This is a genomic window from Nostoc sp. DedSLP03 (assembly GCF_034530815.1).
GTDB lineage: Bacteria > Cyanobacteriota > Cyanobacteriia > Cyanobacteriales > Nostocaceae > Nostoc.
In genome coordinates this window covers 1-13,266 of sequence record NZ_JAVRCK010000093.1, presented here as the reverse complement: position 1 = coordinate 13,266, position 13,266 = coordinate 1, and the positions used below count along the sequence as shown (strand labels likewise).

The following is a 13,266-nucleotide window of genomic DNA, read 5'->3' as shown; positions in this document are numbered from 1 at the left end:
CTTATTTTTTAATATTAGTTTTTTAAATAGTACTAAAAATATATCGAGTTTGAGTAGTAGTTCCGTATATTTGAATAATTAAACCTCAACCAATAAATCATTCAGGGGTAATCAATATAACTATATTATTAAATGTAGAGGCTCTTGAAACTCTTACCAATGAAAAATTACAACTCTCTAAAGAGAGTTTTATTTATTTTAATTTATTTAAAATTAAATGAAAAATAATTGTAGGTTGAGTAGCGAAGCCCTTACTACAAACCTTTAATTGTTTACATCGTCCTACTTAGGTGGGTAAAATAATGACTACAACTTTGCAAGATACATCTCCAATTATCATTGCACACCGGGGTGCTAGCGGCTATCGTCCAGAACATACTTTAGCTGCTTATGAATTAGCGATCGCACTTGGGGCTGATTATATTGAACCTGATTTAGTTTCCACCAAAGATGGCATTTTAATTGCTCGTCACGAAAATGAAATTTCTGAAACCACAGACGTTGCAATTCATACAGAGTTTGCTCACCTGCAAACCACTAAAATAATTGATGGCGAATCAAAAACTGGCTGGTTTACTGAAGACTTTACCCTAAAAGAACTAAAAACACTACGAGCTAAAGAGCGAATTCCCCAACTGCGATCGCAAAATACCACTTATGATGGACTTTTAGAAATTCCCACGCTGCAAGAAATCATCAATTTAGTCAAGGTTAAAAGTGGCGAAATTAATCGGACGATTGGCATTTACCCAGAAACTAAGCACCCAACTTACTTTCAATCTATTGGGTTAGCCTTAGAAGCACCCCTACTTGCAACTTTAACAGCTAACGGTTATCAGGGAGTTAACGCACCTGTTTTTATTCAGTCTTTTGAAGTCGGTAATTTACAAGATTTATCCACAAAGACTGATTTACCTCTAGTGCAATTGCTGAATAACAATGGTAAACCTTATGATTTTGTCGTTAGTGGCTGCGTAGGCGAAGCCCGCCGTAGGCATCGCACCTATACAGATTTAGTCACAGCATCAGGTTTAGCAGAAATTGCCAAATATGCACAGGCGATTGGGATTCATAAAAATTTATTGGTTCCTAGAGACAACAATGGTAAATTGCGTTCGCCTACATCATTAGTGATAGATGCTCATGCGGCTGGTTTGCTGGTTCATGTCTGGACTTTCCGCAATGAAGACTGTTTTTTGCCACTGGATTTTCAAGGAAATCCTCAAGGTGAATATGAACTATTTTTCAACTTAGGTGTTGATGGCGTATTTAGCGATTACCCAGATACAGCAGCTTGCCACCGTACTCTTCAGTGGTAATTTGGTAAGGGAATAGAAAATCACGGCAAGGTAACATGGTTTTACTTAAGTGGAAATCCTGTATAACAGCAATAACTTTCACCGCAATCAGTCTGACTGCATCTAAGTCGGCATTGGCGGTATCTTTATACTCAGTTACTGACTTAGGTAATCTTACAGGAGAAGCCTACAGTTATGCTACAGACATTAATGACTCAGGTGAAGTAGCGATTAATTCTTTGGACAGTTCTTTTTTTTACAGTAATGGTTCTGTCAAAAAAATTAGTCCGTTGCCTGGCGATAATGTACTTGCAGTCAGTGGTATCAATAACTTGGGGCAAGTAGTTGGTAATTCCATCGGTAAGACCGACGGTGATAATAACGTCTTTATTTACAGTAATGGGACAACGCAAAATACCGGTCTTAAAGGCATTCCCTATGCTATCAATAACTCAGGTGAAGTGGTTGGCGGTACAACTGGTGGCGGTATATTCCCAAAACTTGCCTTTCCCAACGGAGCCGCTTTCCTATACAGCAATGGTAAGACGACTATTATTAACAATAACTTAAAAGAAAATTATGTTGCCTATGGCATAAATAATCTAAGTCAAGTAGTTGGCATTTTTGGTTCTTCCGGCCGAGCCTTTTTATCCGACAACGGCATAATCACTAATCTCGGTACTCTCCCTGGTGACAGGTACAGTCAAGCAAACGATATTAATGACTCAGGACAAGTAGTTGGTAGTTCGGGACTCACTGGCGTAAATGATAGTCGTGCTTTTCTGTATAGTTCCAGCACGGGACTGCAAGACCTTGGTAGGTTACGTCCTACAGATTTGTTTAGTACTAGTTTGGGGATCAATAATTTGGGTCAAGTAGTCGGGTTTTCTGGCACTAACAATAACTTTTTTGCCGCAGTTGGCAATGGTTTACGGGCTTTTCTTTATAGTGATAACACTATGTACGACTTAAATGACCTGATTGCTCCTGGTTCAGAGGGTGGCTTTACCTTAACAGCAGCATCTGCCATTAATAATAAGGGACAAATTGTCGGTCGTGGTGCAGTTAATGGTGAATTACACGCCTTCCTGTTGACGCCAATCTCATCTGTCTCTGTAGCTGAACCAACTTCAGGTGTTCCTATTTTGTCGTTCGGCGCTGGTGTAATTTTATTTGCAGCACTTAAGCGCAAACCTGACTCTAAAAGTGCAACCAGATAACAAAGAAGTTAATGCAATAACTTCAGGTAGACAAAATGATTACTTGGGAATATGGATTTATAAAAATGCTCGTTGAAAATCTTTCAGGATATGTCTCGAAGCGTGGCTTAGAGACACATCTGTACTTTAAGCAAGGGATAACCTCACTTAAGTTGTTCTTGATTTTCACAAACTAGTCATCACCTGAGCCAATTGATTAGATAAATCAATTACAGACTCCTGGGATTTTTTAAATAAAACTCCAGCTAAAAAATAATAATCGCCAGAATAAAATGCCATCTGATTTTTTTGGAGTTTTTCGATGTGCTTCTTTACCTTGGGATCAGAGCTATAGTAACCGAACTTTAAAGGTAAAACCATGAAGTTTTGAACATAATAACCATTTTGTTTTGCTATGTTCAATGTATTGATTGGATTAGAAAAGCTAGATATTAAAACTAACACATTTTCATAACCTAACGATAAAAGCTCATTGGTAACTGTAGCTCCATCTATGCCCCCAAATAATAGTGGCATATAAATATCATTATCTGGTGCTGGGAGATAGGGTGGATTGGCTACAAGATACTCGGCATCAGGTTGAGAAGAATTAAACAAAGATGAGTTGTGGATAATGTATTTATTAGTGAGATTGTATTCATCAATGGTTGAATTTGCAACTTTCCATGCAGAAGTATTTAATTCAAATCCCTGAATGACACCATCAAAGTTGTTTCTTAATAAAGAATTAATTACAGGACTACCATCTCCTGAACCAAACTCCACAATAGATTCGGAATTTTTACAATTTCTGATCACAAAGCTTTCTAAGCAGCTTGAGTAGAAATTAGATTCTTCAGGGCAAAAAAAGATATCTTTCATTTGATTTAATTTCCAGGTGTAAGGTATAATCAATGTAATAGGTGGTTGTTTGTTACTTTTTATTCAGGCAATAAAAAGTTTTCCTTTAGCAAAGGATTGCTAAAGAAATCTCAGCGCAAGTGAATTAGCAATAAAATGATTTAAGAATGTCAAATTAAAAGGCTAATAATAACTTGCTATTTTTGATTTTTTAGATTGCTCATACAAATAAGGCGGCTTATTCTGCTTCGCGTATCGATCGCACAACAGCACGAGCAGCGCGATCGCCCATTTGTTTCTCCTGGTCATAGCCAAGCAGCAGTTCCCAGGCATCATTGGGATATCGTTCTGCCAAAGGCAAAGCTACATCATCTAACATCCAACGACCGTGGCGTTCATCTTCCTTGATGTGTAGTTCCCAATAACCCATCGCTGCTTCTGATAGTTCCAAGCGTTGCGCCGCCGCTAGATAGTTTTTATAAGTCGCAGGGCCAGCCACTTCAAAATATGTCAACGCGCCACTGTAACGTAGGAAATAGCGTTTGCGATCGGTAGTCAAAAAATTATGATTATCGCAAGCTAAGACTTCCCAAGGCACTAAATCGAAGTATCCTTCTGGTTCGGTGTTCATTCCAAACTCAGCCAGCATTTGAGCAAAAAAAGTCGAGTGCTTGCGGGCTAAACGACCATTGCCGTACTCTTCTAGTAGTACTCGCACCAGCGTACACTGCACTTCATTAGCAGCACCACCCAATACGTAGCAAAGACGGCTACCTTCCACCAAACCATCAAAGGAACCGATCGCTAGCAAGTGACGATAACCAGCTTCAGTCATTTCTTCACGAATGTAGCGGCTATTCTCCGATAAAGGCGGATTTAAATCAGCAGATGCACGCTCAATTAAAGCTTGTTTGACATCGAGTTCTTGTAGTGCAGCCACATCGATTTGTGCTAGTTCCCACTGTTGCCAAGCAGCTTCAATTTGGTTACGACAAGAGTGCAAATAAAGCGATCGCTCATTGTTATAATGCCGCAAATCGTCGTACCAAAACAGCTTTAGCCGATTAATTCGATAAAGTATCCGTTGGAGAAAATGGTGAGCCTGCTCATCAGAGCGATCGTTTCCATAAGCAGCCGCAATTGCCATAGAGAGCGCCTGTTCAAACTCACTGGCTATTGAAGGTTTTGCATCCAGCTGACGATCCAAATCCTCCATCGCTAGCAGTTCTATAAATTGCTCCTGGGCACGGTCGTATTTGGTAATTGTCCTTTCTTTAGTTTGCGTGCTATTTTTCGCAGCCTCAGTCTTAGGAAATATAACTAAATTGCTTTGCATGGAATCTTCGGTACTTTGGAAAAGTGAGAAATTACTTTCACCTCTAATATCTAAGTTTCCACACAGTAGCTTTCTGTACCTCTTTCCCTGGTTATAAAGAAAAATTAACTTTCTAAGAAAAGGGAGTGGGGCATAGGTGTCAACTTCAGTTGGAAATAACTTATCTGTTGGCTGACATTCCCGCCCGGAAATAAATTTTCCGGCTTTTAGCTTAACTCTACTGAAGTAGACTGGAGATTTTTGGCGATATTTAGTCATCTTCAGATGACTTTAGCGATGAGACGGGAATTTCAATTCCCGGCGGACAAGGGGTTTGGCGTTAAGTTGACACCTATGGGAGTGGGGGGGGCAGGGGAAGCAGGAGAGACAAGGTGACAAGGTGACAAGGTGACAAGGTGACAAAAGTTAGAACTTGCAACAAGTCTTTTCCTTCCCCTTGTCCCCAAGTCTCTTAGCAATGCCCTGTTTGGCTAATGCCCTATACCCAATCCCTAAAATACCCCAGTTTGAGTTTCGACCTCAATTAATTCAAAGCGGTAATTTTCAATTACCGGATTTGATAGCATTTGGTCACAAATGGTATCAAGGTCTTGACGGGCTTTCTTCTCTTCAGTTGAGGTGATGGTGAGTTCAATGTACTTGCCAATCCGCACCTGGTCAACGTTATCGTATCCCAGTTGCTTAAGACCGGATTGTACTGCCACACCAGCGGGGTCTAAAACTGAAGGACGAAGGGTCACGAAAATTTTGGCTAGATACTTGGTTTGCACGGGCTTTTGCTGAATGCTGCGATCGCTATACTATAACTTTCTGTTCCAACTGAGTGAAAATAAGATTACGAAGCGGTTAAAGTTAATCGAGCGATTAGCTCATCTAACAGCTTCAAACTACAGTGGCATACTTAAATAATTGTCTATGAGAGCCATACGCACCCGCAGTCAAGAGCGTATTTTCAACCTCCTGAAAAATATCAAAAAAGGCGTTTCTGCCCAAGATATTTACGTAGAACTACGTAATACAAATCAGAGTATGGGTTTAGCAACAGTTTACCGTTCTCTAGAAGCCTTAAAACTAGAAGGCATAGTACAAGTGCGGAATTTGGCTAACGGTGAAGCCCTCTATAGCCTAGCACAACAGGATAAACACCACCTTACCTGCTTGCAATGTGGTGTCTCAATTCAGATTAATCAATGTCCAGTTCATGACTTAGAAAACCAGTTAGAATCAAGCCATAAGTTTAAAGTTTTTTACCACACCCTAGAGTTTTTTGGGTTGTGCAGTCAATGCCAGGTGAATCAAAGTACTGGAATTAGTCAATAGTTATACCAATTTTATGAGACGGATAAAGCGTGTTTTACTTCTGATTTCTGTTAGCGGTAGCAGGGCGTTTAGCCCATTCTGACTTCTGAATTCTGCTGTAATAAATGCTTTATTCAAATAAAACTCAACCAACTAAATACATCTGCAACTGTTAATTGCCAGTTTTCCAAAACATTCAAAACTGGTAAGATATCTTGCTGTTCTTTTAATTCTGGTAATTTATTCGGTTCAAAAATCATGATGGACTCATCAGCAGAATCGAGTAACCAACCTAGCTTTGCTCCATTTTGAATAGAAAATGTAATTTTGCGGATCACTCGGTTGGGTGATTGTTCTGGTGAAAGAATTTCGATTATCCAATCTGGAGGAATCTCAAATTTATTTGTAATTCTACCTTTTGCATCAAGGGGAATTCTTTGCCATTCAAACACAGCAATATCTGGTACTATTGAACGACCTTCAAATGTACAACGTAATTCAGGAAAGGCATAAGCAATTTTTGGCGGTTTAGCAATCTCATTAATAGCTGTGACTAAACTGCTTTGTAAAGTACTGTGTTCTCCTTGCGGCATAGGCTTTTGGTATATTTTTCCGTTAAAATACTCGCTTGCTGGTTTTGTATCTGATAGTTTTAAGAACTCTTCTATATTTAATGCTGTAGTTGACTCAATAGATAAGGTCATAATTTACAACTTATCAAAGCTTGATTATTTGATCACTGGAAGAATGCGACAATTTAGTGCTTAGACGTAGCCCGTCATAGACATCGTATTCCTCTCACTAGTCATTGTAATTTTATCAAATAGGTCAGATGAAATATTAGGCGATCGCATAAAGTTTATTGTGTTGTAGAAGAAAATCGATTAACGCGAATAACTTTTCCTGTTAATGTTGATTCCGTAGAAATCACTGCATCAATATTTATTGCTAATCGATTCCAATCTAAATCATCTTTGCAGGCAATTATCCCAGTATGTTCGGGTTTAATCTTATGTAATTTAAAAAAATCACGACGATTAAGAGTTAATACAGCCCGATTTTATAATATCGCAAACTCTAACACTATATCATCAGAAATTCCAGCTTTGCCTGCTTCTTGTATGGTGATAACATCATGTCCAAAAGTACGTAATAATTCTACCGATTTACGCGGAAATTGCTCATCTGCTAACAATCTTGCCATACATCAACAGGATATTTTAAGAAGCATCTAAAATTGCATCAGCTTCTTCTTGTTCGTGAATAGCAATATCAATTTCGTGAGGAAATGCTTCAGCATAAAGCCATGCTGTTACCAAATCAGCTGCGCTAAGTTGAGGATATTGATCTAGAATATCAGCATCTTTAGCACCTTGTCGTCGATAAGTTACTAACAACCAAACAGGAATGCGTGTTCCGGCAATACAAGCATCAGCACCCATTACACCAGGGGTTTTGGTAATTCCATGATTGTTCGTATTAATACCTTGGGTTAAGATGCGAATTGCTTCAACTTTTTGGGCTGGTGTTAAGGATAGTAACTGTGTTTCTAACTCTTGGGCTGTCATTGGAAACTATCTAAGATTAACTATATTTTAACGGGGTTTGGAAATTTACTACATAAGAGGTTAAACTGCTGAAGTAATTTAATTACGATCTGATTGCGCTGAATTTTTTCCTTTATTAAAGGATTTGCGATCGCAATAAGAGCGTTGATGACCTGTTCTGGGTTAATTATCATTAGTCATTAGTCATTAGTCATTAGTCATTTGTTATTTGTCAGGAGGCAGAAAGCAGGAGTTATTTTCTTCCCCTGCTTCCCATTTCCCATTCTTAACTAGAGCGATTATTTTCTAATCCTGGAATTTGCTTAGAAAATAAATCGCTAGAGTTAACCTGACCATCTGAAACGACAGAACGTATGCCCTCTAAAGCAGCGGGAATGGAACGCGGATCTATAAAAATCACCTTACTGCTATCGCTTTTACCAATTGTCGCGCCCATATCGAGATAACCCAACGCAAATAATACTTCCACTGCTTTATTAGCATTGGGGTTATTGTGGAGCTTTTGGGCAATAATTTCTGATGACTCTGCGATCGCCTGGGCTTTTAAAACTTGTTGCTGACGTTCTGCTTGAGCCTTCAAAACGATCGCCTTTTGTTCGGCTTCCGCTTGCAAAATTACCGATTTTTGACGAGCTTCCGCATCCAAGATTTGCGCGTCAGCTTTACCTCTGGCGCTATTCACAGCAGCTTCGCGATCGCCCTCTGAAGTTAAAATTGCTGCCCGTTTGCGTCGTTCTGCTGACATTTGCAATTCCATCGATTCTCGTACTGCTTGAGACGGAATAATATCTCGCAGTTCTACCCGTGTCACTTTTACACCCCAAGGATCGGTAGCAACATCCAAATCTCGTAATAAAAGCTCACTGATGTGGGAACGAGCAGTAAAAGTTTGATCCAACTCCAGTTGTCCCATTTCGGCGCGAATTTGAGTCAGCACCATATTTATCATTGCCGCTTGGAGATTTTCTACCTTGTACCAGGCTTTTTCCATATCCACAATGCGCCAATAAAACACTGCATCTACCTCAATACCAACGTTGTCACGGGTAATGCACTGTTGAGGAGGAATATCTAAGACTTTTTCTTTGATAGTTTCTCGGTAGACAACTCTATCTAAGAAAGGAACGACAAAGTTTAGTCCTGGTTCTAGTTTTTTGTTATAGCTACCCAATCTTTCCACCAAAGCTTCATTGCCCTGATTGACGACTTTCACTGAACCTGCTACAGCAGAACCACCAAGAGCTAAAAATACTAGTAAAAAAAACTGTTCCATTGTAAATCTCCTAATTTTTAATAAAGGGAGTGCAAAGTGGAGGAGATGAGTGAGCAGAGAAATTAGAGTAAAAAGAACTATTGAATTGTGACAAATGACAAATGACAAATACTTCGACTCCTTTCGACTTCGCTCAAGGCAAGTCGCTCAGTACAAGTGACAAATGACAAATATTTAAGAATTCAACAGATTTTCCGGTACAACAATCAAAGTAGTACCTTCCCTCCTAACCACATAAACTCTTTGATGGGGTGGTATGGTAAATTTGTCATCGTCACATCTTGCTTGCCAAGAATTTCCCTCATACCGTACCCGCCCTGTTTTTCCAGGCAGAATTTCTGTTAAGGTTTCAGCTATGACTGCATCCCGAATTTTTGATTTGCGTTGTCTTGGTTGCAAAAACCGACGAGAAAGCACGATTAGGGCTATGGAAAGCAATAGCCAAACTACAATTTGCAACCATACACTTCCCATACCCACTCCAGACAGCAGCGCCACCACAAAAGCGCTAATTCCCATCATCAAGGCGACAAACGCCGACGGTAAGAACAGTTCCATTAAACACAGAACTGCTCCTGCCAGAAGCCAGATTAAGGTAAAACTTGGCATAGCGCCATCCTAAACTCTACATTGACGTAAATGCATTTCTACGATTAGATACAGCCAGATATAAGTTATTTACAGAAAACAAAACTGGGTATTTCTACCAATAATTTTGTAATTTTGATTAATTTCAGTAACAAGGTGTAGCTAACGGTACACAAGTCCAGTTTATTCTAGCCTTCAATTCATTGCCAGCTAAAGTTAATCGAAGTTTATGTATAAATAAGAATTCAGAATTCAGGAGTCAGGAGTCAGTAGAAATTCTATAGACTCTTTGGTAGCGCAGCAGTAGCCCAAAATAAGTATTGGATATTACAATTCTCAAACTCTATCCCTTTTTGGGTAGAGTATTCTAAATTCTGACTTCTGACTTCTGACTTCTGACTCCTGACTCCTGACTCCTAACTCCTGACTCCTATATTTATGATTTCTACTCAACTGATAATTTTTTGTATAAATCCACGCTGTAATAGCCCCATTAATCCTATGGGAGATAACGTTTGTGCCAGTTGCCAAACTCCTTTAGTTCACCGCTATCTTTGGGCGACTGGCTCATTGGCTGCTTGCATCCCACCAGGCACAAAGGTAGCAGATAGGTATGAGGTAATTAAACAGCAGATTTGGCTGGATACTCAACCGGGACTGCCGCCAGATGTACCTGAAGAATTGCCAGCCGAAGTAATTCCTTATTTACAGTTATATCAACAGCGGTTGCACCTGCCCCAGGCTTATGGATTTGTTAGTAATCTTGAAGAAGATACAACTGATATCCTTTTATTAGAGAATGCGCCGATAGATAAGACAGGAAATATCTATCCAACTATTGTTGAGGCTTGGGAGGAAGCCACGGCAGTACGACAAGTTTATTGGCTGTGGCAAATTCTCCAACTTTGGACACCTCTAGCAGAATTGGGACTTAGCCGCAGTTTACTAGTAGTAGACAACTTGAGAGTCGAAGGTTGGTGTGTGCGACTTTTGGAACTCTATCAAACACCAGCTGATGAAAAGTTGAGTTTACAAAATCTGGGGGAATGTTGGCAGTTTTGGGTAGTTTCTGCGAAGGCATCAGTAGCTAAAGCGTTACAGGACATTGTGCAGGAGATGTGCGAAACTGAGATTGAGTTAGAGGAAATTAGGATTCAACTCAATAATTTACTACTAGCGGCTGCGGCAGAATTGCCATTAGCCTTAAAGGTGGCAGGTTCTACAGATATTGGCCCGATGATGGCGCAAAATGAAGATGCTTGCTATCCCAATAGTTTGAGTGATTTAGATGAACCTTTATTGCGCCACTTGTCGATTGTTTGCGATGGCATTGGTGGGCACGAAGGCGGTGAGGTTGCAAGTCAATTGGCTGTGCAGTCTGTAAAGTTGCAAATTCGCGCTTTACTAACTGAGGTGACAGAACAAACTGCACTTTTTCCACCTGAGTTGTTGCAGGAACAATTAGAAGCAAGCTTACGGGTGGTAAATAATGTAATTTGTGCCCGCAATAACGAACAAAAACGCCAGGGCAAGGAACGCATGGCTACAACTATTGTTATGGCGTTGCAAGTTCCACAACGAATCCAGACAAGTACTGGGTGGCAATCAAATAATACCCATGAGCTTTACTTGGCTAATGTTGGCGATAGCCGTGCCTATTGGATTACTCGCGATTATTGCCAGCTACTAACTATAGATGATGATGTGGCAACGCGAGAAGTACGCCTTGCTAAAAGCTTGTATCGAAAGGCACTCTTTAGACCAGATGCGAGTGCCTTAACTCAAGCATTGGGGACAAGAAATTCAGAATCTTTGCGTCTCAATGTTCAGCGATTTATTCTGGAAGAAGATGGCATTTTGCTACTGTGTTCTGATGGTTTAAGCGATCGCAACTGGGTAGAACAATCTTGGCAGGATTATGCAATACCCGTGTTAACAGGGCAAATGACAGTTGAAGATGCTGTCCGCAACTGGATTAACTTAGCAAACGAAAAAAATGGGCATGATAATACATCGGTTGTTATGACTTATTGCCGTGTTTCTCCAGAATACTTAGTACCCGTGACTCCGGCGTTGCCAGAAGAGATTATAGAAACAGAAATACAAGAAGAAGAACTAGAGAAATTAGAAGAACTAGAAGAACCAAAAGAACTAGAGGAATTAGAAGAACCAACTTCTTTTACAGAAAGTTCTCAAGCTTTGCTAGATTTGGATCTAAATTCGGATCTAGATTTGGAACTTTCAGAAGAACCACCTCTCAACCCAGAAATTCCACCAACTTTAATTACAAAACCGAAGTGGAGTAAACCTTTGGTAATGCTGGGGGGAGTGTTGGCGTTGCTGGTAGGGGGTACAAGTCTGGGATTATTTGCTTGGTGGCAAATTAATCCTCAAGGATTACAGCAGATGTGTCGGCAACTTCCCCAAGCAGTGCAGTCAGTGTGTCCGAGTGGGAAATAGATTATACCGAAATATTTTAATGTTGATGAGAAATATTGCAGTATTGATAAGGAATATTCTAATGTTGATGAGGAATATTGCAATGTTTGCCAGAAATATTGCAATGTTTGCCAGGAATATTGCAATCTTGACAAGAACTACTTGTATATTCACAGTGATGGAAAAGAAAGTGGCGATCGCTAGTCAGTGAGAATTGACTTTTTACATAAAATATGATATAACCGATTGCTATCAAGAAAAATCATATATAAACGTGAATATCTCTCCATTTCTCAAAAAACCGCGTGTCTCATGGCAAGCGGTTTTCTCACTGCTGATATTTGTGTTCATGTACCTGCCCATACTGGTACTTGGCTTTTATAGCTTCAATAAGTCGCCTTACAGTGCAACTTGGCAAGGATTCACTCTCGATTGGTATCGCAGGTTGTTCAGTGACGATCGCATTTTATCGGCTTTGCAAAACAGTATGATAGTTGCGGGTTGTGCCGTGGCAATTTCCGCAGTGCTGGGAACCTTGATGGCGGTTGGGTTGGCGCGTTACGAATTTCCTGGGAAAAAATTGTATCTGGGTATTGCTTACCTACCATTGATTATTCCCGATATTGCGATCGCAGTGGCTACCCTAGTATGTCTAGCAGCCTTTGCAGTACCTTTGAGTTTGTGGACAATAGTTGCAGCCCATGTAGTGTTTTGTCTAGCCTACGTTGGACTTGTGGTTGCTTCTCGACTGACTAATTTAGATCCCCACTTAGAAGAAGCAGCACTAGATTTAGGTGCGACACCAACCCAAGCTTTCATCAAAGTATTGTTACCTCAATTAATGCCTGGGATTATCGCTGGTTGTCTCTTAGCTTTTGTTCTTAGCTTAGATGACTTTCTGATTGCTAGTTTTACTGCTGGTAGCGGTTCTAACACCCTGCCAATGGAAATTTTTAGCCGCATTAGAACCGGAGTTAAACCTGATATTAATGCTCTCAGTGTAATGTTAATTTTAGTATCTGCGATCGTTGCCCTTATAGCTGAATTAATTCGCGCTTCTGGAGAGAATAAAACTTTTAAATAAGACTCGCTATTGCCAATAAAAATTATAGGTAATTTGGTTCTTTATGAACTTTTTTAGATAGCGAACAACAGCTATATTAAAATATCCGGTGAGTTATGCTTACCATAACGCACAAATCTCAGTGTCATTCAGAATTTTAAATCTCCTAAGAGGTTGTTTTCAAAGTGGTTGGCTGTGATTTTAATCACATTTTACCTCCCTTAATCCTCCCTTATAAAGCCTACTGTGTATACACAAGTCAAATTACTTCCCTTAATCCCCCCTTATAAAGCCTTGTCATTACCAACATCTTTTAAAGTGAGGTAGGGATGTAATAGAGTC

13 protein-coding genes and 1 pseudogene are annotated in these 13,266 nt (G+C 39.9%); 5 read left to right on the top strand and 9 right to left on the bottom strand.

Annotation, left to right across the window (positions count from 1 at the left end):
- Positions 1-302 precede the first annotated feature (302 nt).
- A complete protein-coding gene (locus RM368_RS31365; RefSeq protein ID WP_322697667.1) occupies positions 303-1,319 on the top strand; it encodes a glycerophosphodiester phosphodiesterase in 1,017 nt (338 codons plus the stop codon).
- A 35-nt stretch (positions 1,320-1,354) separates the two neighbouring features.
- Positions 1,355-2,518, top strand: a complete 1,164-nt coding sequence (locus RM368_RS31360; RefSeq protein ID WP_322697666.1) for a DUF3466 family protein — start codon at positions 1,355-1,357, stop codon at positions 2,516-2,518.
- Positions 2,519-2,683: 165 nt separating this feature from the next.
- Here RM368_RS31360 and RM368_RS31355 read toward each other — a convergent pair whose 3' ends face one another.
- The 3 genes from RM368_RS31355 to purS all read right to left on the bottom strand — a co-directional run bounded on the left by RM368_RS31355 (position 2,684) and on the right by purS (position 5,464).
- On the bottom strand, positions 2,684-3,379 hold the full coding sequence (locus RM368_RS31355) for an SAM-dependent methyltransferase (protein ID WP_322697665.1): 696 nt from the start codon (positions 3,377-3,379) through the stop codon (positions 2,684-2,686).
- A 217-nt stretch (positions 3,380-3,596) separates the two neighbouring features.
- Complete coding sequence (locus RM368_RS31350) at positions 3,597-4,694, bottom strand: iron-containing redox enzyme family protein (protein WP_322697685.1); 1,098 nt, start codon at positions 4,692-4,694, stop codon at positions 3,597-3,599.
- 491 nt (positions 4,695-5,185) lie between these two features.
- Positions 5,186-5,464 (bottom strand): phosphoribosylformylglycinamidine synthase subunit PurS, encoded by a 279-nt coding sequence (purS, locus tag RM368_RS31345; protein ID WP_292747447.1) that lies wholly within the window; start codon positions 5,462-5,464, stop codon positions 5,186-5,188.
- Positions 5,465-5,609: 145 nt separating this feature from the next.
- Between purS and RM368_RS31340 the strand changes: the two genes are divergently transcribed.
- Entirely contained in the window at positions 5,610-6,014 is a 405-nt protein-coding gene (locus RM368_RS31340) for a Fur family transcriptional regulator (protein ID WP_322697664.1), read from the top strand.
- A 113-nt stretch (positions 6,015-6,127) separates the two neighbouring features.
- Here RM368_RS31340 and RM368_RS31335 read toward each other — a convergent pair whose 3' ends face one another.
- From RM368_RS31335 to RM368_RS31315, 6 genes and pseudogenes are all read right to left on the bottom strand, one after another.
- A complete protein-coding gene (locus RM368_RS31335) occupies positions 6,128-6,697 on the bottom strand; it encodes a Uma2 family endonuclease (protein ID WP_322697663.1) in 570 nt (189 codons plus the stop codon).
- Between the two features lie 155 nt (positions 6,698-6,852).
- Positions 6,853-7,197: pseudogene (locus RM368_RS38915) on the bottom strand (DUF5615 family PIN-like protein).
- A gap of 16 nt (positions 7,198-7,213) precedes the next feature.
- Positions 7,214-7,561, bottom strand: coding sequence for a DUF433 domain-containing protein (locus RM368_RS31325; RefSeq protein ID WP_322697661.1), 348 nt, complete (start codon positions 7,559-7,561; stop codon positions 7,214-7,216).
- A gap of 20 nt (positions 7,562-7,581) precedes the next feature.
- Positions 7,582-7,734 carry a hypothetical protein gene (locus tag RM368_RS38910; protein WP_416212273.1) on the bottom strand — a complete coding sequence of 51 codons (153 nt, stop codon included), beginning with the start codon at positions 7,732-7,734 and terminating at the stop codon, positions 7,582-7,584.
- Between the two features lie 92 nt (positions 7,735-7,826).
- Positions 7,827-8,834 (bottom strand): SPFH domain-containing protein, encoded by a 1,008-nt coding sequence (locus RM368_RS31320; RefSeq protein WP_322697660.1) that lies wholly within the window; start codon positions 8,832-8,834, stop codon positions 7,827-7,829.
- Positions 8,835-9,008: 174 nt separating this feature from the next.
- Positions 9,009-9,443: an NfeD family protein gene (locus tag RM368_RS31315; protein ID WP_322671881.1), complete on the bottom strand. Its 435-nt coding sequence runs from the start codon at positions 9,441-9,443 to the stop codon at positions 9,009-9,011.
- 417 nt (positions 9,444-9,860) lie between these two features.
- Here RM368_RS31315 and RM368_RS31310 point away from each other — a divergent pair, with 417 nt between their 5' ends.
- Both RM368_RS31310 and RM368_RS31305 read left to right on the top strand, forming a co-directional pair.
- Entirely contained in the window at positions 9,861-11,882 is a 2,022-nt protein-coding gene (locus RM368_RS31310) for a protein phosphatase 2C domain-containing protein (RefSeq protein WP_322697659.1), read from the top strand.
- A gap of 253 nt (positions 11,883-12,135) precedes the next feature.
- Positions 12,136-12,945 (top strand): ABC transporter permease, encoded by an 810-nt coding sequence (locus RM368_RS31305; protein WP_322697658.1) that lies wholly within the window; start codon positions 12,136-12,138, stop codon positions 12,943-12,945.
- The last annotated feature ends 321 nt before the right edge of the window (positions 12,946-13,266 follow it).

Coding starts and splice junctions, on each gene's coding strand:
- RM368_RS31340 (WP_322697664.1), top strand. CDS start 5,610: ATGAGAGCCATACGCACCCGCAGTCAAGAGCGTATTTTCAACCTCCTG.
- RM368_RS31310 (WP_322697659.1), top strand. CDS start 9,861: ATGATTTCTACTCAACTGATAATTTTTTGTATAAATCCACGCTGTAAT.
- RM368_RS31325 (WP_322697661.1), bottom strand. CDS start 7,561: ATGACAGCCCAAGAGTTAGAAACACAGTTACTATCCTTAACACCAGCC.
- RM368_RS31335 (WP_322697663.1), bottom strand. CDS start 6,697: ATGACCTTATCTATTGAGTCAACTACAGCATTAAATATAGAAGAGTTC.
- RM368_RS31365 (WP_322697667.1), top strand. CDS start 303: ATGACTACAACTTTGCAAGATACATCTCCAATTATCATTGCACACCGG.
- RM368_RS31320 (WP_322697660.1), bottom strand. CDS start 8,834: ATGGAACAGTTTTTTTTACTAGTATTTTTAGCTCTTGGTGGTTCTGCT.
- RM368_RS31355 (WP_322697665.1), bottom strand. CDS start 3,379: ATGAAAGATATCTTTTTTTGCCCTGAAGAATCTAATTTCTACTCAAGC.
- RM368_RS31360 (WP_322697666.1), top strand. CDS start 1,355: ATGGTTTTACTTAAGTGGAAATCCTGTATAACAGCAATAACTTTCACC.
- RM368_RS38910 (WP_416212273.1), bottom strand. CDS start 7,734: ATGATAATTAACCCAGAACAGGTCATCAACGCTCTTATTGCGATCGCA.
- RM368_RS31350 (WP_322697685.1), bottom strand. CDS start 4,694: ATGCAAAGCAATTTAGTTATATTTCCTAAGACTGAGGCTGCGAAAAAT.
- RM368_RS31315 (WP_322671881.1), bottom strand. CDS start 9,443: ATGCCAAGTTTTACCTTAATCTGGCTTCTGGCAGGAGCAGTTCTGTGT.